The following is a 20,250-nucleotide window of genomic DNA, read 5'->3' as shown; positions in this document are numbered from 1 at the left end:
TGATCGAGCAGAACTTCGAGCGCGACGCCCTGCTTCCGCGCGGGCGCGACTGGCTGACAGGCCGCGAGAACCAACCAGAATGGACTCACGTCTGGGAAAAGCTGATCGAGCTGAACTTCGAGCGCGACACCCTGCTTCCGCGTGGGCGCGACTGGCTGACAGGCCGCGAGAACCAGTCAGAATGGAGTTACGTCTGGCAAAGGCTGATCGAGCAGAACTTCGAGCGCGACGCCCTGCTTCCGCGCGGGCGCGACTGGCTGACAGGGCGCGAGAACCAGCCGGGTTGGTACCCAGTTTGGGCGGTAGCCCAAGCCGGCAAGGATCGCCGGAGATAAGCAAGAATAGCGTGGCACCGATTGGCACCCAGTCCGCTCCGGATCATTCATGTCGATATTGCAATGTCCGCTCTCTCGTCCACTGTCGACCATAGAGGACATTACCTCGTCCGCGTGGGAGGCGTCGGGCGGCTTACCGTCACGACGAAATACCTCGGATCCGTTCCGACGCGGCGCATGACGAAGCCGTCTGCAATTGAGCTCTTCTCCTTGGATTGGGGGCGGCGGAGCAAGCTGCTGTGGCTCGATCGCGCTGCTGCGGTGGTGTCGCGGTCGCGGCGGTGGTTGGATGCCCTCGAGCCGTTGCCCTCCTGTCGGGCTGTTTGGGCCCACGTCCATACCGGCCTTTTGCTGGCGGATCACGCGCCACAATACGCTCGCTGCGCTCGCCGACCTTTACCCGCAATGGCTCGTTCGCGATCTTCTTCCCCTGCTGCCAAGCGGCGGCATTCCTCGCGAGGCAACAAGATCGCTCAGCCCGATATCCTCCGCTGACGCTACGGGCCAGAGGCTGCGGGTCGGTCGTTGCGGCGCTCAGAGATCGCCATCAAGGTCGCGATGGTTGCGGGCTTGGAAACAGCAACAGGAGATCACCATGGCTCAGATTGGCACCTTCACCCGCGCCGAAGACGGCTCGTACACCGGCATCATCAAGACGCTCTCGCTCAACATCAAGGCGCGCTTCCTTCCGGCCGAACCCTCCGAGAACGAGAAGGCTCCGAACCTGCGCGTGATGGCCCGCGACGTCGAGATAGGTGCCGCCTGGCAGCGGACCTCCAAGGACAATACCGTCTATCACTCGGTCAAGCTCGACGACCCGTCCTTCCCGGCACCGATCTACGCCAACCTCGTCGCGGTCGATGACGGCTACCCGGCGACTTCTGAGTCCGAGAAGATCTCCTTTAATCAGCTCAACCGACAGACGAGAACATTCGGTGCGGGCGATCAGAATGCGTCGAAGGATATGCAACGCTATATCCAGTCAGTCGATGAACTGCACCGGGCGACCGGCGCGCATGGTAACGCAGCAACGTTCCTACAAGCCCCTTGTCCATCGGCTCAAGTGCAATGATGTGCTCGCGATTGGTCAACACGACGCGCCCGATGGCGACCTTGTTCATTTCGCGGATTGTCTCGCGGATCACCGCGAAGGCGTCGTGGCCAACCTTGCCATCCGGACGAAGGTAGTAGGGTCGGATCAGGTAGCGCGGGTCGATCTCTGACTTGTCGACGAACTCATCGATTTCGATCGTGCGGGTGGATTCCAGCGCAATCTCTTCGAGCTCCTCCTTCGTCACCTCGATGAACTGCCCCTTCTCCAGTTCATAGCCCTCGTGATGAAATCGATCTTCGTAGACATAGTATCCTTCGTTGTCGCACGCGAAAAAAAATGCCCGTCGCATGTGTTGCGGGTTAGGCGGAAGCGAAATGTTGGTAATGCCGGTTTGCTATAAAAAAGAGGCCGCCCCAGAGGCGGCCTCAATACATTCAAAGTAGCTCGATCAGCGGCAGCCGCAGGACTGCTTGCCATTGTAGGTCGTCGAGCAATCGTACCGGGTACCGGCCGGGCAACCTGCCTTGGCTGGCATCATGGCCCCGAGCAATGCGAGTGCAGAAATCGCGAAAAGCAAATGCTTCATCTATTCTCTCCCTAGGCGGCACCAATTGCGCCGCGAAGGACACTAGCTGCCAAACCAATGGTTGCAAGCTGCGATGCAACATAAATCAGAATAGGCCACAGGGAAATTCAACTTAGCTGCTAAGGGTCCAAGAGATCTGCACCGGTCTGGCATCGATCCAAAGAAAGAGGCCGCCAACTGCGGCGGCCTCTTACTGTCATTTGGTGTTTTTCGCACTTCGGCGATGGTGTCGCGGCAGCGGCATTGATCCAGCCGTCCGATATACGGCCGACATGCCGTCCAGAATTGTCATAAAGCTCCTCACCTTGTAGGAAGCCGATCGCATCGCCGTCCCACGTATAGAACGTGCCCTTCTCACCCACATAGTGGGTCGCATTGCCGTGGCGGTCGTGGAAATCCCAAGCCATGAGCTAATCCCCTAAAATAAAGGAGACGTCCAAGGGTAACAAAACCGGCGGTAGACGCAAGGAAACTCCCGAAAGATCACACAGTATCGGCAGACCATCTTAAGCCATACGCGTTCGCAAAAGTGGAAACGGGGTCGATTTTCGGCGCGGGTTCAGCTACAACCAACGACGTTGGATCGAATTGATTTTGCCGCTTGGCGACGTGGGTTGCGACACTGAACCGGTCACCGCGAATAAAAGCTGGAACAGTGAGATTTCTGCGTCTGGATCGAGTACAAAGACAACCCTCATCAATTGAGTTGCGCTGCTATTAGCGGTACGGGGCACCACCAAGACAATCAACGGGCCGGTACGTCCGCTTAGCGAGCGATTTGCCGTCTTTGGGAGACACAACGCACGCTTTGTGAAGTCGAGCGGGGCGCCGAGTTAAAGCAGATGGTCGACACGAACCGGCGCGCTGCCATCTCTGTTGGAATCAAGAACGAAGAAACACACATAAAGACGATAGGTAGGCAGGCCGTTCGCTTCATCACCAAGGCGGACCTGATCGAGGTGAGTCTCGTGGGCGCTGGCAAGTGCGCCAATGCGTTTGCTGGATTGGTCAACGCTGGCATCGAGACGCTTGAGCCGGGAAAGAAGGGCGTGATATTCTCTACCAACTATGCCGAGCATAAGCTCAAGCGGTTGAAGAAATCTGTTGCAAAGCGCAATGAAGCCATCGCTTCGATATCGGCCAAGCTGGACCGCGCCGAAGGCAAGCGGCCGACCGCTTCCGTTGAAGCCAATGCGCGGCCCGACGCCAACCGAGGGTATCGCAATCGCAGCGCTGATCTCGAGGTAGAGTCTCCGGCAATTGCAAGGTGGTACAAGGCGTGGTCGGCGTCGGGCTAGCTGCCACGCCCCCCACCGACTGAGCGCGAATTTCTTTGACATCGGTCTTTGTGCACTCACGACGACGATCGTCTTCAGTTTCTTAGCCATCACGACTCCTGAGCGTCAGTTAGTCGCGCTTCTAACACGAAGACTTATGCCGGCAATGCAGATATGCTGTTCAAGTCGTTGGTGATGGCTCCTCGCCCCCGCTCGCTGGCGTGATTCCGTACTCGGCTGCGAGACGCCGGGCCGCTTCAATGTTTCTTTGAGCGATGTTGCTTCCGCCCTTCGCTTGGACTCGCCGGTTGGTCTCACATATGTCAGGCCCTGCTATTTTATGACCGCTTCACACGCGCGGATGCGCGCTACTGCAGCGCAGTGGGACTCGAGGGGCGATAATTCGTGCGATGCTGCTGCGGGCCTTAACCAGCGCCGGCCCGTCGCCATTCCGCTTTCGCGTGCTTCGACAGCCACGTGGGTCCCGGGGGCGACCGGTCTAGCGCGCCGGGGAGGCGGTTATCTCTCGCTTGCGGCCTTCATGGAGCTTCCAGTATGCTAGAAAAGGTTGGAGCTTCTGCTTGAAGCGCTAGAGGGCTAATGTCAGACAAGACGAAAATATGCTTTGAACAGCCGCCTCCTGGCTCAGAGGGTGCGCCGCCATATTCATTTTATGTCGAGCGAATTTTCGATGCTGTCAAACAAGTTGGGGCAGCTAATAGCGCCGGTGTATTCGGAGGGCTCGTTGCAATTTATTATTTCGGAGCGAAGTCTGCTGAAATCATGAATTTTCTAAAGCTAACGACTGCTGTCTATTTTGGGGGCGTGTTTTTGTTTGCTTTTTCGTACAGTAGCTTCGCAACGTTTTTCATCTATCAGGTGCCGTCACTTTCCGGCAGTGCAAAGTTCAAGCCCAGTTCTTGGAGGTACGTCTCGGGACTCGCGTTTGGCGTGCTATCATTTGTTGCGTGGCTGTTTGGATCAACATTGGCCGCCGTAGTTCTCTTTCGTCTCTAGCTCATCCTGGCTGTCTATAATTGGGGAAATACCGAACTTCAGAGCCATGTGGTCAGGGACCCTTTGTCAAAAATTTGTGCCGCGCACCGGAGGGCTAGTTTGCATCTATTTCTCACGACATTTCTGCGCCTAGGAATTCTCTTCGCTTGCTTGCTCATTGCGAGTCCTGCGAATTCACAAGAGAAGAGCATGACCATTGAAGGGTACCCACCAGACCTTCCCGTTCAAATCGCGGGAAGCGCGTGGTTTCTCTTCTTAGATGGCAGGATTGACGCAGACACGCCACAACTGATCGAACGATACATAGAACAGAACAGTGTTCCGTATGGATCTCACGTAATAATCAACTCGCCGGGTGGAAACCTATTTGCCGGCATGGAACTCGGACGCTTGTTTCGCAAGCACGGCTTCACGATCGATATTGGGAAAAAAGTCCTTGCTTCGAAGAAGCGGTTCGATACAGAGGTCGGCGGATGTTATAGTTCTTGCGCGGTTGCCTATCTGGGAGGCCAATTCCGATATCTAACAGCGGGTTCTCATTATGGCGTGCACCGCTTTGCATTTACGAAGCAAAGTAGCGCTGACGCCGATATCGCCCAAGTCGCGTCTGCTGAAATTACCACGTACATCAGGTCTATGGACGTCGATGTTGAGTTGTTCAAGCTAAGTTCCGCTGCGGCTCCGTCCGATATGAATGAGCTGGATCGCGTTACTCTTGAGCGACTAAATGTGGTCAACAACGGCGTTACCCGTCCTGTTTGGACAGTCGAAAGCGCACAGGGCAAGCTCTATCTTAAGGGAGAGCGATCAACCGCCGTGGCGGGCGTAAACAAGTTTATGATTCTCTGCGATGCGGGTGGCCCACTGCTCTATACAATCTTTGATCCTGTTGGCAGGGACGAAGAAGTTATGGCGATGTCGGCACACTCTCTGATGATCGACGGAAAGCCTTATCCGATAAAAGCGGTGTCCAAGGAGATCAAGAACGGATGATTCAACTCGATTTACAAGCTGACGAACAAAGAAGTAGACGCCCTTCGTTCGGCTAACTTTGTTGGTGTTGCCGTGAGATTTACATACGAAGCCGGCGTCTTCCTGGGCTTCGATCATATGCCGATAGCCGGTGGACGAGACAAGCTGTTCGGCATCCTTAGCAGTTGCAGCTGAACATATGAGTTTCGGTCCCCCGAGCAGACACTGGCCAGCCAACGCGGGTGCCCAAAGCCGCCCTCCACCTTTGCCGTCTTCCGCGAATGGCACGGGCGACAGAGCCATCGCAGATTGCTCGGCTCATCGGTACCGCCACCCTTGCGCGCCTTGATGTGGTCCAAATGGAAGCCTGCCTTCCACGCCTCGCGCAGGCAGTACAAGGCGAGTGTGCCGTGGAGCTACGCAGAGCCTGCCAGTCAGTGCCGTAGCCTCCCTCGCTGGGTCGCGCTGGGACGTGCGGCCTGCCTTCGCTTCTGACAGGCGCATAGGGTGCCGCCGCCCGCGACGCGTTTTGGGCATGCAGCCTGTTTCCGATGGTGCACCGCGTCCGCTCTCTGCGCTCAAGCAGATATGGTCTGACTGGGTCCCGACTGTCGCTTTTTGACCCTTATCGGACTCAAGCAGAGCATTTCACTAAGAACGCGGAACTTGGGCCATTCTCGATTAGTGGGTAGCGGCCGTTCGGTACCCGCTGGTCTCATACGCTCCAAAGTCCCCAACGACCGTGCGGAGCGCGCGCCGAAAGGTTCACGGCGAAGCGAGCGCGGCTCGCTGGGTAAAGGGCAAGCAGCGCGCCACTCGTCTCGACCAGATTCCCTTCACGCACGCGACCTACTCAGCGAGGTTGCGCGGACTGTGAGCAAGATGATGACCTGGCAGTACACTAGGCTCAGCTACTTAGCTGTTCCCGTCGTAACTCCTGTCGCAGTCGTGTTTGCCGTCCCCGGTGTGCCTCCTCGCCGCACTTCGCGCGCGTCACGGCGACCCTCCCGGCGCACTTGGCGCGCGTCACGACGATTTTCGCGGCGCTCGTGGCGCCCCTCACGTCGATCTTGACGCCTCTCCATGCCAGCGGTCTGCGCCTCGGCGTCGGGTACCATCAGCATGCTCGGGAGCGCGGCTACCGTGGTCGCCAAGCCCAAGGAAGAAAGAAGCTTTCGTCGAGAAATCATGACTGCCTCCCTTGCTGGACTGCCCCAAGTTAAAGAGTCTACTCGCCTTTGCCTCCTTCGTCTTGATCTATGTCATCGGACGGCAGCACTCTCAGGCTGACACCGTCCGGCATGCACGCGCATAGCTACGGCAACTCTCCCGTTGGAGTGACGCGACGTTAGGCGAGCACCCCGATACCGGTGACTTGGCTTCACATCCGCCCTTGATCCAGATCAACGTCAACTATTTCTCGACGCTCAGGCTATTTCTCGACGCTCATGCAATGTCAGCTGCGGGAGGATTACCATGAATGGGAAGCGTCTATGGATTGGATCGAGCACAGTTGCAGGGATTGCGGCCAGCGCTCTGTTGGGGCTCGCAGGTCTCTCTCTCTCCCCGGCACCGGCTCACGCGGTGATTTACTGCACGTATGTTGGTTATCCGGCGGGCTGCGTCGCGCGGGCCGGTGTCGTGCTTAGGCCACGACCTGTAGCGCGCGCTGCAGTCCGTCATAACGCCGGTGGCAACTTAAACGGCGGTGTCAATCGAGTTGGGGTGCGGCGGTAATGCCTTGTTGCGGCTCACGAGCGGAGCACTTCTCGGCACGGTAGCTTTGTGACCCGCCACATTTTGAGCAATCGATGAGGCACGCCTGGTACGTAACCTTCGAGGTGCAACGTCGAAGGATGTTGCCAAAGCCAAGACATCCTCGGCTGACCAAGACATTCGAGACGGAGATGGAAGCGAAGCTTTTTGCGAAAGAAAAACTCGATGAAGGGCTGGTCGTGACCGCGGGCACCCTCAATCCGCACACGCCGAAGCAAATCATTCCGTCGAGCGCCGTGTCGATCTGGCTTGGCGGCGCGCTGGACCAAAGTGCGGACCGGTCTAACAGTCGGAGCGATTGAGGAGCGGCCAATGTCGGCTGCTGGCCCGCAGCTGACCTAGTGTGCGCAGCCGTTAAAGGACCGCTTGTGACCCGTTGCGGTCGTGAGGCTGTCAGGTTCACAAGCGGCTAGATGACCCCCCGCTGGTGCGGCAGCTAGACCAGAGGGGCAACGTCCGAGTCGGGTTCAATTCATTTTTCCTTTTCGGCACGCTTCCTCAAGTGAGGGCCGTCGTGCAATACCACGTTCAGCAGCGAATTATGGACCTCCAGTGATCCGTTGTATTTGATGAACCCAAGCTTGCGGAACTTGTTCATGAACATGCTGACGCGCGACCTTGTGGTCCCGACCATCTCAGCAAGTGTCTCTTGGCTTATCTTCGCTATGACCGGCTCGGGCTTACTCTCCTTGCCGAAGTTGGCCATCAGGAGGAGCACTCTCGCCAGACGCTTCTCACTGGAATTAAAAAGTTGGTCGACCAAGTCCTCCTCGACTCGGGCGTTCCTAGACAACAGGTGAGCCATAAACATCTCAGAGAACTTCGGCTCGGCGCGGAGCGCACGCACAATGGCTGCTTTTTCGAGCCGCATAATAACACATTCCGTCACCGTCACGACCGTCGCCACCCGCAGCGGATGCCCGTTTAGGCAGCTCTCACCGAAGAAGTCCCCATTTCCGTGGAGCGCGACGACCGCCTCCTTGCCCTGCTCGGAGACGAGCAGACCTTGACCTTGCCCTCCTGAATGTAGAAGACCGCATCACCGGGGTCTCCCTGGGAGAAGACTTTCCGATTCTTCCGATAATTCGAAACGGTCCGCCCCGCGGCCACGGTGTGGAGGAACACCTGAACGTCGAACGCCTGCTTCTTTGTTGCCTTGGCCACGCTTCCCGCCTTTAATTATCAACCAGCTTACATTCTAGGACAAATCCAGCATCTGGAAACCCCGGACCGCGTGTGGGCCGCGGTGTAGTGGCACGTGTTCTCCGCCGCCAAGTGAGCACTAAAGCTCAGACTCCCGCTCCAGATGTGGCAGATTCGCTCGTTACGGAGATGCCGAACCAAGAGGCGTCCCATTAACAGAGGAGCTGAATTATGGGTATCATCCTTCCGTTCGTATCAGCGGGCGCGTTCGAGCCTAACGATATTGAGGCGATGTCCCTGGCTTGTGAGGAAGTCTGCCATTATCTTCATATCAATGGCGACGCGCGGGCTCGCGAGACCATCGCTCTGAGAGTCATCGAGCTAGCCCAGCGCGGCGAACGTCGCCCCACGGTCTTACGCGACCAGGTGCTTGCGGGAATGAACGCCGGCCCCGGACGATGGCTGATGGGGTTTGGCGTCGTCTCAAGGACGCCCGCTAATGATGATCTCAAGCTGTCCACTTCTGGGCGTTTGTGTTGAAGAAGTCGGCCTGTAGATCGGGGCGCGCCGCTCGAACGTCGCGAATGACTCAAAGCACGTATGGTCAATAGCGACGAGCGTCCTCGACGCGTGATCACCAGGGTTGCGAGCAATTGCCCTAATTTGAATCTAGCGGCGACCTAACTTACTAACGACACGTTAATTTCTTTTGGCATGTGAGCAATACTGACCAGCGCCGAGCCCAGTGGCAGTTCCACAATGGGTTCCATCACCGCCCACCATGGCAACTACCGGTGACTGAGAGTTCTGTAACGCTCCCGCCTGATCAAGGCGTGCAACATGTTCCGCCATCCCCGAACGCTATGTCCTATGTGTCGAGCAGAAGCGGTGCTGGCTCGGATTACGCCCGGCCCCTTTGGCTTCGATATCCGGACGTTTGAGTGCCCCGCGTGCAAGGACGTCCACCAGCTTGTGGCCGATCTGGTTGATCCGATGAAATCCCCACGAACAACCGGCTGGCTTCACGGTCAACTGCACGCGCCGACGTAGCGGCTGCACCCTATGGGGCCGGGTTTTCGTATGACGGCCTTGAATACGCGGCACGGTGCTTCTCACGTCCGTCATCGCTGATTCTTGCGATGCGACGCTCAGGGGCACAGCGGACCTCATACGCGACCTGATCTGCGACGCGGGGATTTATGGAGTACACGCCCTGGGTTGCCTTCTCCGTTGAGCAGCAAATATAGAATTTGGCAGCGCGCGGAGTCATCGCACTGAAATCGTTGCTGTTCGGCGCGGCGACACATTGCCGGGGAAGCCGAGGGGTAAGCGAAGCCCCTCAACGCTGTTGATCTTCGCTCATCGTGGTCTTGACTAACCATATTGGTTGAATCAGTTTGTGTAAGCCGGTGATGCGGATGCTCCCGGTGCAAGGGATCGGATGATCCTAGGTCGCGGTGAAGACGCGGCGGACGGCGCGGGCGGATGCCTGCAATCCCCTCAACATCATCATCAGGTCATCCGCCATGATATCAACGGTCCTGCTCGTTGACGCGAGCACGCACGCGGCATTCGCACCCAGCGACATCCTCGTTAATTCCAAGACTGCCAGGACAATGCTCGGCAACATCTCGCACGCGACGCTACATTGCTGGCAGCACGGTCTACACCACCGCACGCGCAACAAGATCATCCCCCCGCTGGCGGACTTCCCCGCCCCGGTCATGATCAGCGGTCGGCGCTACTGGCGCCGGTCCGACCTCGAAAAATTCATCAACGGCCGCGCCAGCGCCGCCTAGCGCCGAAAGGAAAAGGCCCCGCCAGTGTCAACCCGGCAGGGCCTCTAATCATCGTTTTTTAGGAAAGCATCATGACTATACACGGTCGCGTCGCGCGGCTCAACTGCGCGTCTCTAACCGGCATCACTTTGCGCGCATTCGATAGCGGAAAGCCGCCTGCAAGCCTCGCCGATCCTCTCGCGGGACTGAAAACGCTTCCGCAATGGGTACTGTGGCGGCTTGAGCAATACGACGGTGAACCGAAATCGCGCAAAGTCCCTTACGATCCAAAGACGCTTAAACGCGCCGCCGCGACCAATCCGGCCACATGGGCGAGTTTCGAAACTGCGACGATGATTGCAACGATCAATCCGGAGTTCCGGATCGGTTTCGTCTTCACCTTGAACGATCCGTATGTTTTCGTTGACCTAGATGGATGTCGCGATCCCGACACCGGCACATATAACGATGAAGCAACGCATATCTGCACGCGTCTGTTTCCGGGTGTAGCAGCGGAGGTTAGCCAATCAGGAACAGGCTTGCACCTGATCATGAGAGGCGACAAAACCCAATTCGGCAATCGTCGCAACAGATGGGGCGGCAGATTTGAGTTTTATCAAAACGACCGCTTTGTTGCGATTGCGGGCAATGAATGGGTTGGGAACGCCGACCTAGAGCAAACGGCGTCGCTCCAAACATTCCTGCCAATCCGCGAGCATGACCGCGACAATCAAGAAATCGAGACAATCCGCGATCCACGGTGGTCCGGGCCGGAAGATGATCAGGAACTATTGGCCCGCATGTTTGCATCTGACGACAAGATTTCGGCCGATCGGATTGCAGAACTAAATGAAACGATCATGCGTAATCCGAGTGATTGGTTTACCAAAATCGAATTCGACCGGTTGAGCAAACGCGTTCCGTTCGTCGCGCTATGGAATGCTGATGCCAAAGTGCTGAACAACCTCTACCCGTCATCAACAGGACAGCCGTTTGACCACAGTGCAGCGGATTTGGTGCTGATGAATAAGCTCGCGTTCTGGACCGGCAAAGATCACGTGCGAATGATCCGGCTTTTCAGCATGTCCGCGTTGGGCAAGCGCGATAAATGGCTTAGGCGCGCGTATTACCGCAACAGAACGGCCAGCAACAGCAACGTGGGATGCCGCAACATCTATTCCGGTACTGCCGCCGAACGCCGAGAAAAGCAATGCAAAGAAAACGAGCGTATCGGCGAGCAGCTTGAATTTGACACAACAACGAAGCTCATGACGTTGGTCGAAATGGAAGCAAGCCTATTCTTCGCTAAGACCGGAAACAGCGGTGCAGTTGCCAATGCGGTGAACCGCGAAGTGTTGTCAATGAATGTCGCTCGCAATTCGTATGCGGCATCGCTCGAAACGGTAAAATACACAGACGGTCGCAATGGACAAGAAAAAGAGAAATTAGTTCCTGGCCTAGAATTGTGGCTCAAAAGCACCAAGCGAATGAATGTGGACGCGATTACATGGAAGCCGGAAGGAGGCCCTATCTGCGAACCGCCAGAGCGACCAGGCGAAAGCGCCTTCAACGTTTGGCGCGGACTGATCAAACCGACATTTGCCGATCACTTCATCAGCGACGATCAGTTGCGGAACAGTTGGTTGCCTGTATGGCGCGAACACCTAGCATATCTCGTTCCGATCGAGACGGAACGAACGCGATTTGAACAGTGGCTTGCTCACATTCTGCAACATCCCGGCGAGAAAGTTGAAACTGGATGGTGCTTCGTTGCAACTCAAACCGGCATTGGTCGCAACTGGCTAAGTGGAGTTCTGTCGCGCGTGCTACGCGGCTACGTGCTAAACAATGCGATTTTGGATACGATCCTTGAGGGTAAATATAACGGCCGGATGTCGCGCAAGCTGCTGATGGTCGTAGACGAAGCAAGAGCAGGAATGCGCGGCACTAACAGTTGGGGATTGTCGGAAAAGCTAAAGACAATGGTGAATGCCGACTATCGCGAAATCAACGAGAAGCACGGCTTGCAATGGGTTGAGCATAATGCACTGCGCTGGCTCGTATTCAGCAACAATTGGGACGCGCTCCCCATCGAACAGAACGATAGGCGCTGGAACATTGTTGAGAACCCGACGCAACCGCAACCAACAAGCTACTACGACTTCATTTACGAGCGAATAAGACAGAATGAATTGATAGCTGCAGTGTGGGCGCATCTTTCCACGTTGCCGCTTGACGGCTTCAATGTTGGACATCGCAGCATGGAAAACGACGCCCGCAAAAGGATGCTTTCGAACCTTGCGAATGAGGTTGAACAAGCCTTAGCGGAGTTTAAAGACCATTGGCAGGCGCAAGCGGTGCGTTTCGAGACGATCAAACAGTTTGTGAAGCACAGAATTCCGAATGTGAACGAAACGGCCATCCGACGAAATCTATCGAAGCAGGAAATGATCTTCTGCGAAAAGCGCGTCACCAAAGACAATGTTCGCTTGGTGATCATCCGCGACTTGAACGAACAGCAGATTTACACCGACCCCGCACTCTACGTGCAACTCGCAAACATCGAAGCAAGCAGGCTGCGCACGAACGGGTTTCTCCCGTTCACAGTTGCCGTCGCTTCATAATTTGGAACGGCGACAGCGGCGACAGGGCCTATATCCTTTAGGGAAAAATGTATCCCCCGATACATCTCTCTACAGGGCATAGAGGGACTGTCGCCGCTGTCGCCGCGCTAAGGGTTTCTATTTATAAATCCGGGCTGTCCGCTTTCGGGGCATGAGCGGAACAAGATCGGGCTTCCGTTGGTGACCCTGGCTGTGTGAAAAGCCGCGAGTCGGTTACGATTCCTCCGTTTCCTAATGGGGGGATACGGATGGGACGCTTTGTTGAAGGCGCGGACAGATCCCAGCTGACGCTCTTGCCGGAATGTCTGGAGGATTGGGTAGACGAGGGCAACGCGGTCCATGTGATCGACGTGTTTGTCGAGGCGCTCGACCTGCATGGAATGGGATTTGAGCGTGTGATCGCCAAGGAGACGGGCCGGCCTTCCTATCATCCAGCAGTCCTTCTGAAGCTTTACATCTACCGTTATCTCAATCGGGTGCAATCCAGTCGCCGCCTGGAACGTGAGGCGTGCCGCAATATCGAGGTGATGTGGCTGATCGGCCGCCTGGCTCCCGATCATAAGACGATCGCCGATTTCCGGAAGGACAATGGTGCGGCGCTTCGGAAGGTTTGTACGAAGTTCGTTGCGCTATGCCGGCAAATGGGCCTGTTGCAGACCCCAAGCGTCGCAATTGATGGCAGCAAGTTCAAGGCAGTGAACAACCGCGATCGCAACTTCACGCATGCCAAGATGGCGAGGCGGATGGCGCAAATCGAGGAAAGCGTCGGGCGATATCTGCGTCAACTGGATAGCGCCGATCGGCAGGAGCCATCGGAAGCGATCAGCATCAAGACAACGAGGATCAAGGAAAAGATCGCTCGACTGAAGCAGGAGATGAGCCGCCTGGAAGTGCTTGACGCGCAGATGCGCAAGACGCCGGATCAACAGATATCGCTGACCGATCCGGATGCCCGTTCGATGGCCACCAGCGGACGCGGATCGGGTGTCGTCGGCTACAATGTCCAGGTCGCGGTGGACACCGAACACCATCTGATTGTTACGCATGAGGTCATAAACGTCGGCAATGACCGTGGGCAGCTTGCTCGGATGTCGAAGCAAGCCAAAGAAGTGCTCGAAGTGGACAAACTCGAGGCGGTCGCCGACCGTGGCTACTTCGACGGAGAGGAGATATTGGCCTGCGAAGAGGCTGGCGTTGTAGTCACGCTGCCCAAGCCCATGACGTCAAACGCCAAGGCGGAGGGGCGGTTCGGCAAACAGGACTTCGCCTACCTGTCTGATGAGGACGTCTACCGCTGCCCGTCCGACCAACTGCTGCCCTATCGCTATACCAACATCGAGCATGGAATGACGCTGCGCCGTTACTGGTCGACAGCAGCGTGCCAAGGCTGCGCAATCAAGAGCCAATGTACGCCATCCAAGGAGCGCCGCATCACTCGTTGGGAGCATGAACATGTAGTCGAGGAGGTCCAGAGGCGGCTCGATTCCAATCCCAAAGCCATGCGGACGCGGCGCGAGACGGTCGAGCATCCCTTCGGCACGATCAAAGCCCGTATGGGTGCGACCCACTTCCTGATGAAGCGCTTACGGAATGTTGCCGCTGAGATGGCGCTGCATGTTCTCGCTTATAACCTCACGCGGGTGATGAACATCGTCGGCAAACCGCGCCTGATTGCAGCCATCCGCGCCGTCTGAAGGCCGGAAAGTACGTCCAAAAGCGCAATACCGCCTCGCGATACCCGCTTTGGCCGTCATTGGGCGATCCGACGCGAGAACCTCAGCCGCCTGCAGCGATTGGCGACCACGGCCGCGTGCCGACCATCCGTTTGCACACAACCAAGACCCGAAGCGGACATTACAGCCGCCCAGACTGCATGCAGCGAGCATTGGGTTCGCCGCAACACTGTGATTCTAAATATTGCGATCTCAAAGGTTGCGCTTGAAGAACGGCGCTAGCTTGCTCATCGCGAGACCGACACCTTCTCCATCGTACAAGTCCATGTGTGTAGCACCGTTGATGGTGAAGAGTTCCTTCGGTCCCGGTGCCTTGGCGTGAAGTTCGTGACTGTGCCACAGCGAGCCCGCCTCGCTGCCAGCGATGACCAAAAGCGGCTGGGTCAGTAGTGTCTCGACCTGATCGAAGCCCGTGAACGACGCCAAGTGAACAAGGCTGGTCAACAGCATCTTGTTGGGGGCGTTCGGGTGCTGACCGCGCGGCGTTAGGTAGTAATCCGCCGCTTCCTGCAAGTCCCGGGGCGCAGTGGTGTCGCCCACCTTCGGCACATAGTTGACGTAGACCGGCGCTGCTCCGGCGGCTTCCGCCGACCGCTGCTTGGCAACAGAGTCGAGTATCGCGAACTGATCCGAGACCGGGGCCTTGCCGTCCCACCCCTTCCGGGTGGCTGCGCCGACGTCCACTGCGCTCACGGTGGCAACGGCTTTGATCCGCCGCTCTGTTGTGGCGGCCTTGATGGCGGTCCCGCTGCCGGCGCAGATGCCCAAAATGCCGATGCGAGCGCCATCTACGTATGGAAGCGAAGTCAGATAGTCCACGGCGCTGTAGATGTCCGCTACCCGCTTCATGGGATCATCGAGAAATCGGGGCTCGCCACCACTCGCCCCCTGATGTGACGCGTCGAACGCGAGGGTGACAAATCCTTGCTCCGCCAACCGTTGCGCATAGAGGCCCGCCGTCTGTTCCTTGACGCCGCCGCCGGGATGAATGCTGACAATGGCCGCGTGTTTCGCGCCCTCATTGAAGCCCTTCGGGAAATGGACGTTCCCCGCCATTGAAATGCTACCATTCTTGAACGAAACGCTTTGCATGTGGGCTTCTCCGATCTGCGCATTCCTTCTTCCCAAAACGGTGTCCCGGTTCACCTGAGCCCACGACGCCGTGCTAACGGGCAACAAGCTCCCGACAACAACGGCCTTCGCGAGGAAGTCACGCCGATGGAGACCGCGATTTAACGCCTCTGTCGGATTGTCTGATTTAGTCTTGTCCATAGCAGTCTCCTGTTTGGTCCTGCCAAGCTATTAAACTCGTCCAGGTGTGCATACTTTCAATTGTCAGACACAGATTGCCGCGTATTGCCAAAGCCAATCAGTCGTTCCCTGAGTCTGTAGGACCAGACGCCATTGCACGAATGAACGGTCTCCTGCGAAGTTCCTCAGAGCGAAGCAGATTTGGTTGAAGCTCCCGCTTACCGTCGCAATTGCTTGTTCCACGGCCCCCAGGGCCGTGTTGGCGACGCCGCTGTACCCGTGGGTGCTCATTGCTAACTCCGTTTCCATGACAAGGAGATAGCCCAGTGCATCCCGTAGGATTAGTCGGTATAATCGGCATGAACTTAGAAATGAGATTGATGAATGCGTCGCGAGAACGTGAACGACCTGACTGCCTTCATCGCCGTAGCGCGCGAGCGCAGCTTCACTAAGGCAGCCGCCAAGCTTCAGGTGTCGCAATCGGCGCTAAGCTACACAATCCGCAAGCTCGAAGAGCGGCTCGGCTTGCGGCTGCTCACACGCACAACACGCAGCGTATCCATGACGGATGCCGGGGAACGCCTGTTTCGCAGCATCGGCCCCCGGTTCGATGAAATCGAAAGCGAGATTTTGGCGCTAAGCGAACTAAGGGACAAGCCAGCCGGTACCATCCGGATCACAACGGTAGAGCATGCCGCAGACACAATTCTCTGGCCTGCAGCGGCGAAGCTTCTAGCCGCCTATCCTGAGATCAACATCGAGATAGTTTCAGATTACAGCGTCACGGACATCGTCGCCGAACGATACGACGCAGGTGTACGGCTAGGCGAGCAGGTGGACAAGGATATGATCGCGGTGCGGATTGGCCCTGACATCCGCATCGCAATCGTGGCCGCACCGTCCTATTTCAAAGGACGGTCAAAGCCGCAAAATCCGCAGGACCTGACTGAGCATTCCTGCATCAATTTGCGTCTGCCCACCCATGGCGCATTCTACGCCTGGGAATTCAGGAAGGGTCGCCGCGAGTTGAAAGTACGCGTTCAGGGACGCGCCGCGTTCAATACCATCACAAAGATACAGGACGCTGCGCTGAGGGGCCTTGGGCTTGGCTACCTTCCGGAAGATCAGGTGGAAGCAGCAATCAAATCCGGTCGTCTCGTGCGTGTTCTGGCCGACTGGTGCCCGCCTCGTCCGGGTTATCACCTTTACTATCCCAGCCGCAGGCAGCCCTCACCAGCATTTTCGCTCGTGGTCGATGCGCTGCGTCGCCGTGGGCAAAATTGATCGTCCCCAAGGGTCCGCTTCTGATGCTGTGGACGGCTCCTCCACCGGCACGAGAGTGCCAAGGAGTGGGTGCCATTTTGAAGCTCCCACGATTCGGAGGAGCAGCCTATGCAGTCAATTTCGACGATTGGCCTTGATATTGCGAGTCTTCCAAGTGCACGGCGTTGATGCAGCCGGCCAGGTGGTCGTGCGCCGTCAGTTGAGGCGCCGCCACGTCTTGGGGTTTTTCCAGAAGTTGCCGCCATGCCTGGTGGGGATCGAAGCTTGCGCATCATCGCATCATTGGTCCCGCGAATTGCAGGCGTTGGGACATACGGTGCGATTGATGCCTCCAGCCTATGTGAAGCCCTACGTCAAGCGGCAGAAGAACGACGCTACGGACGCGGAGGCGATTTGTGAAGCGGTGACGAGGCCCAACATGCGGTTCGTGCCGACCAAGACAGTCGAGCAACAGAGCTGTCTGATGCTTCACCGAGCGCGCCACCTCTTCATCCGCCAGCAGACCGCGGTCATCAACTCGATCCGCGCTTATCTTGCCGAGTTCGGGATTGTCGCCCCAGTTGGGCGGCGGGGCGTCGAGCAACTGCTGGAAGTCGTCGCCGATAAAGCCGAAGACCGAGTCCCGGAGGTCGCCAGGATGTGCCTTGCTGCTCTTGGCGGTCAATTGCGCGCGCTGAAGGCCCAGATCCTGGAGCTCGACCGCCGCATCATCGCCTGGCATCGATCAAACACGACGAGCAAGCGGCTGGACGCGATCCCTGGCGTCGGCCCGGCGCTGGCAACAGCGCTGGTTGCCAGCATTGCCGATCCCAAAGCCTTCCGATCCGGGCGGGACTTCTCGGCCTGGGTTGGTCTCGTGCCAAAGCAGAGCTCGAGCGGGGGCAAAGACAAGCTTGGCAGCATCAGCAAGCAGGGCGATCGCTATTTGCGTAGCCTGTTCACGGCTGGTGCGCTCGCCGTAATCCGCTACGCCAAGATCCATGGCACCGATCATCGGCCATGGCTCACGCGATTGTTGGCCCGGCGCCCCACCAAGTCGCGGCCATCGCGCTTGCCAACAAGCTTGCCAGGATGGCCTGGGCGATGATGGCGAGGAACGAGCGCTACCAGGAGCCAGCCGCGCTGGCGGCCTAAACGAGATCGCGCCGATATCGCCGGCGTGACGTAACGGTTGGGAGGGCGAACAGCACATAATGCAGTGCCGGTCGATCCGGCGATCAGGACAACCCACTTGGGCCACCGCATCTCGAATGCGTGCTTTTGACCGGGACCTGATCCGCGGAGGGCATTATGGCCAGCGGTCATGTGTACCGCGCAAATAGGCCGAACACATGGCTGCTCCGACCAATCCTGCGACGTGAAGATTCTCCTTGCCAACCCGGAGCCGTCCACACATGGCCCAAGGCTGTCTAGCTCGATGCTTGCCCAAGCGTCGGCTGTTGAGAGAAGACCGGAAGCAGCTCGCAGCGGCGTCTACCGCCGAGTGTGACCCAGAGCAGAACTGATTGCGCGCGAGGTCAAGGAGAGGTGTTAGGTGGAAAACTCGGAGTGCTGTCTCGGGCGGCCACCTTCGCCGATTTGCTGCATCAGCCACCCAATGCCGGCATCCATTGTTGCGGCCTTGGTCGCGACGGCCTGGATCAGATCGGCCTTGCGCTTGAGAGGAAGTTCGACGGCAGCCAAGGCGAAGCGAGCTGCGTGTCGCTCCACAAGCCGGCGCGGCAACGCCGCGATCAGATCAGAGCTTGAAAGGTGGGCAAGGGCCATCATGAACGTCGGCACGGTCAGGGCAATGCGGCGTTGCAGCCCGCGCTTTGCCAATAGTTCATCGACGAAGCCGTGTGGACTGCCGTCGAGCGATACGAGGAGGTGATGAGCGCTGCAGAATGCGGGGAGTGTCGGTGTGCAGGCGAACACGTGGCCCTTGCGCATCGCGACCACGAAATCCTCCTCATAGAGCTTCCGCGCCTCGAAGCGCGCCGGCACCATACGCAGTGGCAGCATGGCGATGTCGATCTCGCGCCGTTCCAGCTTCCGGAGGCTCGCCTGCCAGGGATGCTCCTCGGAGCCGACGTGCCGCACGGACATCAGGTGGATGAGGCTTATGTCGACGCGGGGGGCCTTCCTGCTGAGGCGCTCCAGTAATGGGACCATCAGCGACGCCATAACAGCGTCTGGTGCGCCGATCACAAAACGGCGACTGCTCGTCGCTGCGTCGAAGGGGACAGCCGACGCGATCACGCGTCCCACGCGCGCCAGGATGTCAGCCACCGGCTCGCCAAGTTCCAGCGCGCGCGCCGTCGGTACGACGCCCTTCGGCGTCCGCAAGAAGAGCGGGTCATTCAAAAGATGTCGCAGCCGTCCGAGCGAGTGGCTCACGGCGGATGCCGTAAGATTCAGCCGGCCCGCTGCGCGCCCGACATGACCCTCCTCCAAGACAGTCTGGAAGAGCACCAGCAGATTCAGATCAATCCTCGATAGAGAAATATGGTTCAGCATATCGGTGAAATCATATCACTGGCTTCAGGTACTGCAAGGCTCCAAAGGTTGACTATTGCTAAAGTAGCTCAACAGGGAGACGCGCAAATGCCTGAACAAAACAGCGGGACGCCAAGCACACTATCGCGGCGGGCGGCAATCACGGCAGTCGCTGCCGTACCACTGTCGGCGGCCGAGCTTTCGCTACTTCAGGAACGGCGAAACCAGCCTGGAAGTCGCGCAAACTTACGCATCGGGTAAGTTCATCGTTCTCGTCATGGTCGAGCGGCAACAAGCCGAGGTTGGCGGCTTACCCAATCAAGACTGGTCGCTACGCGTCACCGAAGTTTATCGCAATAACGGCTCCGAATGGCAGCTGGTGCATCGTCATGCCGACCCGCTCGTCCATCGCATTGCCTTGCAGCAGGCGGCGACACTTGCTCGCGGGGGCGGCGAAAACGAATGATGGTGATAGCGGTGCGGTCAGGCGAATCTGCTCCTGGCCGCTCTGCCTTGACGGCAGCAGACGCGAAATTGAGGGGAATGGTAGGACCTGGGTGTCAGCTTCTGGCCCATCTGCGAACTTGCGCCTCGACAGTTGGAAGTCAGCACGTTGAGCCAGAGCGGACCAGATTTGCTCAACCTGAGTTCTTCGCGTTTTGACCCTGGCTGTGTGAAAACTCAAAAATCGCAACGCGGCGAAGAATGGTATTTTCCAGTCCCACCTCTAAGTTTAATCCGCTTGCGCGTTGAGCGATTAAAGCGGTCTTGGACGAATAACTTCTTCTATCACGATTGCGCATGTTGGCGTTTTCACACAGCCAAGACCCGATCCGGACATCGGCGAGTAGACCACAATTCGGAGGAACTCTTTCTCGAGTACTCTGGAAAAGACCGAGACGCATAGCAGCGAAGCTCTGGATTATTTACGCTGAGAGCAGT

The 20,250-nt window shown here is 57.6% G+C and carries 17 protein-coding genes and 4 pseudogenes; 14 read left to right on the top strand and 7 right to left on the bottom strand.

All coding sequences use genetic code 11. From position 1 onward, the window contains the following. Both XI04_RS03280 and XI04_RS03275 read left to right on the top strand, forming a co-directional pair. Positions 1–335, top strand: a 335-nt coding sequence (locus XI04_RS03280; protein WP_271623405.1) for a hypothetical protein, incomplete at its 5' end; no start/stop codon positions are given. 595 nt (positions 336–930) lie between these two features. Continuing rightward, positions 931–1,203 (top strand): annotated as a pseudogene (locus tag XI04_RS03275) (DUF736 domain-containing protein); the annotation flags it as partial. Positions 1,204–1,354: 151 nt separating this feature from the next. Here XI04_RS03275 and XI04_RS03270 read toward each other — a convergent pair. The 3 genes and pseudogenes from XI04_RS03270 to XI04_RS03260 form a co-directional block, all read right to left on the bottom strand. Next, positions 1,355–1,669: pseudogene (locus XI04_RS03270) on the bottom strand (Ku protein); the annotation flags it as partial. Between the two features lie 168 nt (positions 1,670–1,837). Next, positions 1,838–1,975, bottom strand: coding sequence for a hypothetical protein (locus XI04_RS03265; RefSeq protein ID WP_271623404.1), 138 nt, complete (start codon positions 1,973–1,975; stop codon positions 1,838–1,840). A gap of 119 nt (positions 1,976–2,094) precedes the next feature. Continuing rightward, entirely contained in the window at positions 2,095–2,382 is a 288-nt protein-coding gene (locus XI04_RS03260) for a 4-fold beta flower protein (protein ID WP_271623403.1), read from the bottom strand. A 435-nt stretch (positions 2,383–2,817) separates the two neighbouring features. Here XI04_RS03260 and XI04_RS03255 point away from each other — a divergent pair, with 435 nt between their 5' ends. The 3 genes from XI04_RS03255 to XI04_RS03245 all read left to right on the top strand — a co-directional run bounded on the left by XI04_RS03255 (position 2,818) and on the right by XI04_RS03245 (position 5,262). Continuing rightward, positions 2,818–3,273 (top strand): hypothetical protein, encoded by a 456-nt coding sequence (locus tag XI04_RS03255; RefSeq protein ID WP_271623402.1) that lies wholly within the window; start codon positions 2,818–2,820, stop codon positions 3,271–3,273. Positions 3,274–3,852: 579 nt separating this feature from the next. Beyond that, a complete protein-coding gene (locus tag XI04_RS03250; protein ID WP_271623401.1) occupies positions 3,853–4,269 on the top strand; it encodes a hypothetical protein in 417 nt (138 codons plus the stop codon). Between the two features lie 189 nt (positions 4,270–4,458). Continuing rightward, the gene (locus XI04_RS03245) at positions 4,459–5,262 is read left to right on the top strand and encodes a hypothetical protein (RefSeq protein WP_271623400.1); all 804 of its coding nucleotides are present in this window, start codon (positions 4,459–4,461) and stop codon (positions 5,260–5,262) included. A 113-nt stretch (positions 5,263–5,375) separates the two neighbouring features. On the opposite strand, the gene XI04_RS38745 is transcribed toward XI04_RS03245, so the two are convergent. After that, positions 5,376–5,639: an HNH endonuclease gene (locus XI04_RS38745; RefSeq protein WP_442869375.1), complete on the bottom strand. Its 264-nt coding sequence runs from the start codon at positions 5,637–5,639 to the stop codon at positions 5,376–5,378. A 1,078-nt stretch (positions 5,640–6,717) separates the two neighbouring features. Between XI04_RS38745 and XI04_RS03240 the strand changes: the two genes are divergently transcribed. Further along, positions 6,718–6,978 (top strand): hypothetical protein, encoded by a 261-nt coding sequence (locus tag XI04_RS03240; protein ID WP_166353217.1) that lies wholly within the window; start codon positions 6,718–6,720, stop codon positions 6,976–6,978. A gap of 170 nt (positions 6,979–7,148) precedes the next feature. Further along, positions 7,149–7,319, top strand: coding sequence for a hypothetical protein (locus tag XI04_RS03235; RefSeq protein ID WP_271623399.1), 171 nt, complete (start codon positions 7,149–7,151; stop codon positions 7,317–7,319). Between the two features lie 170 nt (positions 7,320–7,489). Here XI04_RS03235 and XI04_RS03230 read toward each other — a convergent pair. After that, positions 7,490–8,181, bottom strand: a pseudogene (locus tag XI04_RS03230) (Crp/Fnr family transcriptional regulator). 210 nt (positions 8,182–8,391) lie between these two features. Here XI04_RS03230 and XI04_RS03225 point away from each other — a divergent pair. From XI04_RS03225 to XI04_RS03210, 4 genes are all read left to right on the top strand, one after another. Continuing rightward, positions 8,392–8,700, top strand: coding sequence for a hypothetical protein (locus XI04_RS03225; protein WP_271623398.1), 309 nt, complete (start codon positions 8,392–8,394; stop codon positions 8,698–8,700). Positions 8,701–9,686: 986 nt separating this feature from the next. After that, positions 9,687–9,959: a helix-turn-helix transcriptional regulator gene (locus XI04_RS03220; protein ID WP_271623397.1), complete on the top strand. Its 273-nt coding sequence runs from the start codon at positions 9,687–9,689 to the stop codon at positions 9,957–9,959. 71 nt (positions 9,960–10,030) lie between these two features. Continuing rightward, the gene (locus tag XI04_RS03215; RefSeq protein WP_271623396.1) at positions 10,031–12,562 is read left to right on the top strand and encodes a phage NrS-1 polymerase family protein; all 2,532 of its coding nucleotides are present in this window, start codon (positions 10,031–10,033) and stop codon (positions 12,560–12,562) included. A gap of 248 nt (positions 12,563–12,810) precedes the next feature. Further along, positions 12,811–14,256 carry an IS1182 family transposase gene (locus XI04_RS03210; protein ID WP_271623395.1) on the top strand — a complete coding sequence of 482 codons (1,446 nt, stop codon included), beginning with the start codon at positions 12,811–12,813 and terminating at the stop codon, positions 14,254–14,256. A 231-nt stretch (positions 14,257–14,487) separates the two neighbouring features. Here the strand turns inward: XI04_RS03210 and XI04_RS03205 are convergent, their stop codons facing one another. Then, positions 14,488–15,567, bottom strand: coding sequence for an alpha/beta hydrolase (locus XI04_RS03205; protein ID WP_271623394.1), 1,080 nt, complete (start codon positions 15,565–15,567; stop codon positions 14,488–14,490). 363 nt (positions 15,568–15,930) lie between these two features. Between XI04_RS03205 and XI04_RS03200 the strand changes: the two genes are divergently transcribed. Together XI04_RS03200 and XI04_RS03195 are read left to right on the top strand one after the other, a co-directional pair. Further along, a complete protein-coding gene (locus tag XI04_RS03200) occupies positions 15,931–16,830 on the top strand; it encodes a LysR family transcriptional regulator (RefSeq protein ID WP_271623393.1) in 900 nt (299 codons plus the stop codon). A 108-nt stretch (positions 16,831–16,938) separates the two neighbouring features. Beyond that, positions 16,939–17,964: pseudogene (locus XI04_RS03195) on the top strand (IS110 family transposase). 396 nt (positions 17,965–18,360) lie between these two features. On the opposite strand, the gene XI04_RS03190 reads toward XI04_RS03195, so the two are convergent. Continuing rightward, positions 18,361–19,329 carry a LysR family transcriptional regulator gene (locus XI04_RS03190; RefSeq protein ID WP_271623392.1) on the bottom strand — a complete coding sequence of 323 codons (969 nt, stop codon included), beginning with the start codon at positions 19,327–19,329 and terminating at the stop codon, positions 18,361–18,363. A gap of 256 nt (positions 19,330–19,585) precedes the next feature. On the opposite strand from XI04_RS03190, the gene XI04_RS03185 reads away from it, so the two are divergent. Then, entirely contained in the window at positions 19,586–19,774 is a 189-nt protein-coding gene (locus XI04_RS03185) for a hypothetical protein (protein ID WP_333914770.1), read from the top strand. Positions 19,775–20,250 lie beyond the last annotated feature (476 nt).

The sequence above is a fragment of the Bradyrhizobium sp. CCBAU 11430 genome, from assembly GCF_028128855.1.
In the GTDB taxonomy this organism is placed as follows: domain Bacteria; phylum Pseudomonadota; class Alphaproteobacteria; order Rhizobiales; family Xanthobacteraceae; genus Bradyrhizobium; species Bradyrhizobium ottawaense.
The sequence above is the reverse complement of the archived record's forward strand: the minus strand, read 5'-3'. Positions and strand labels throughout refer to the sequence as shown.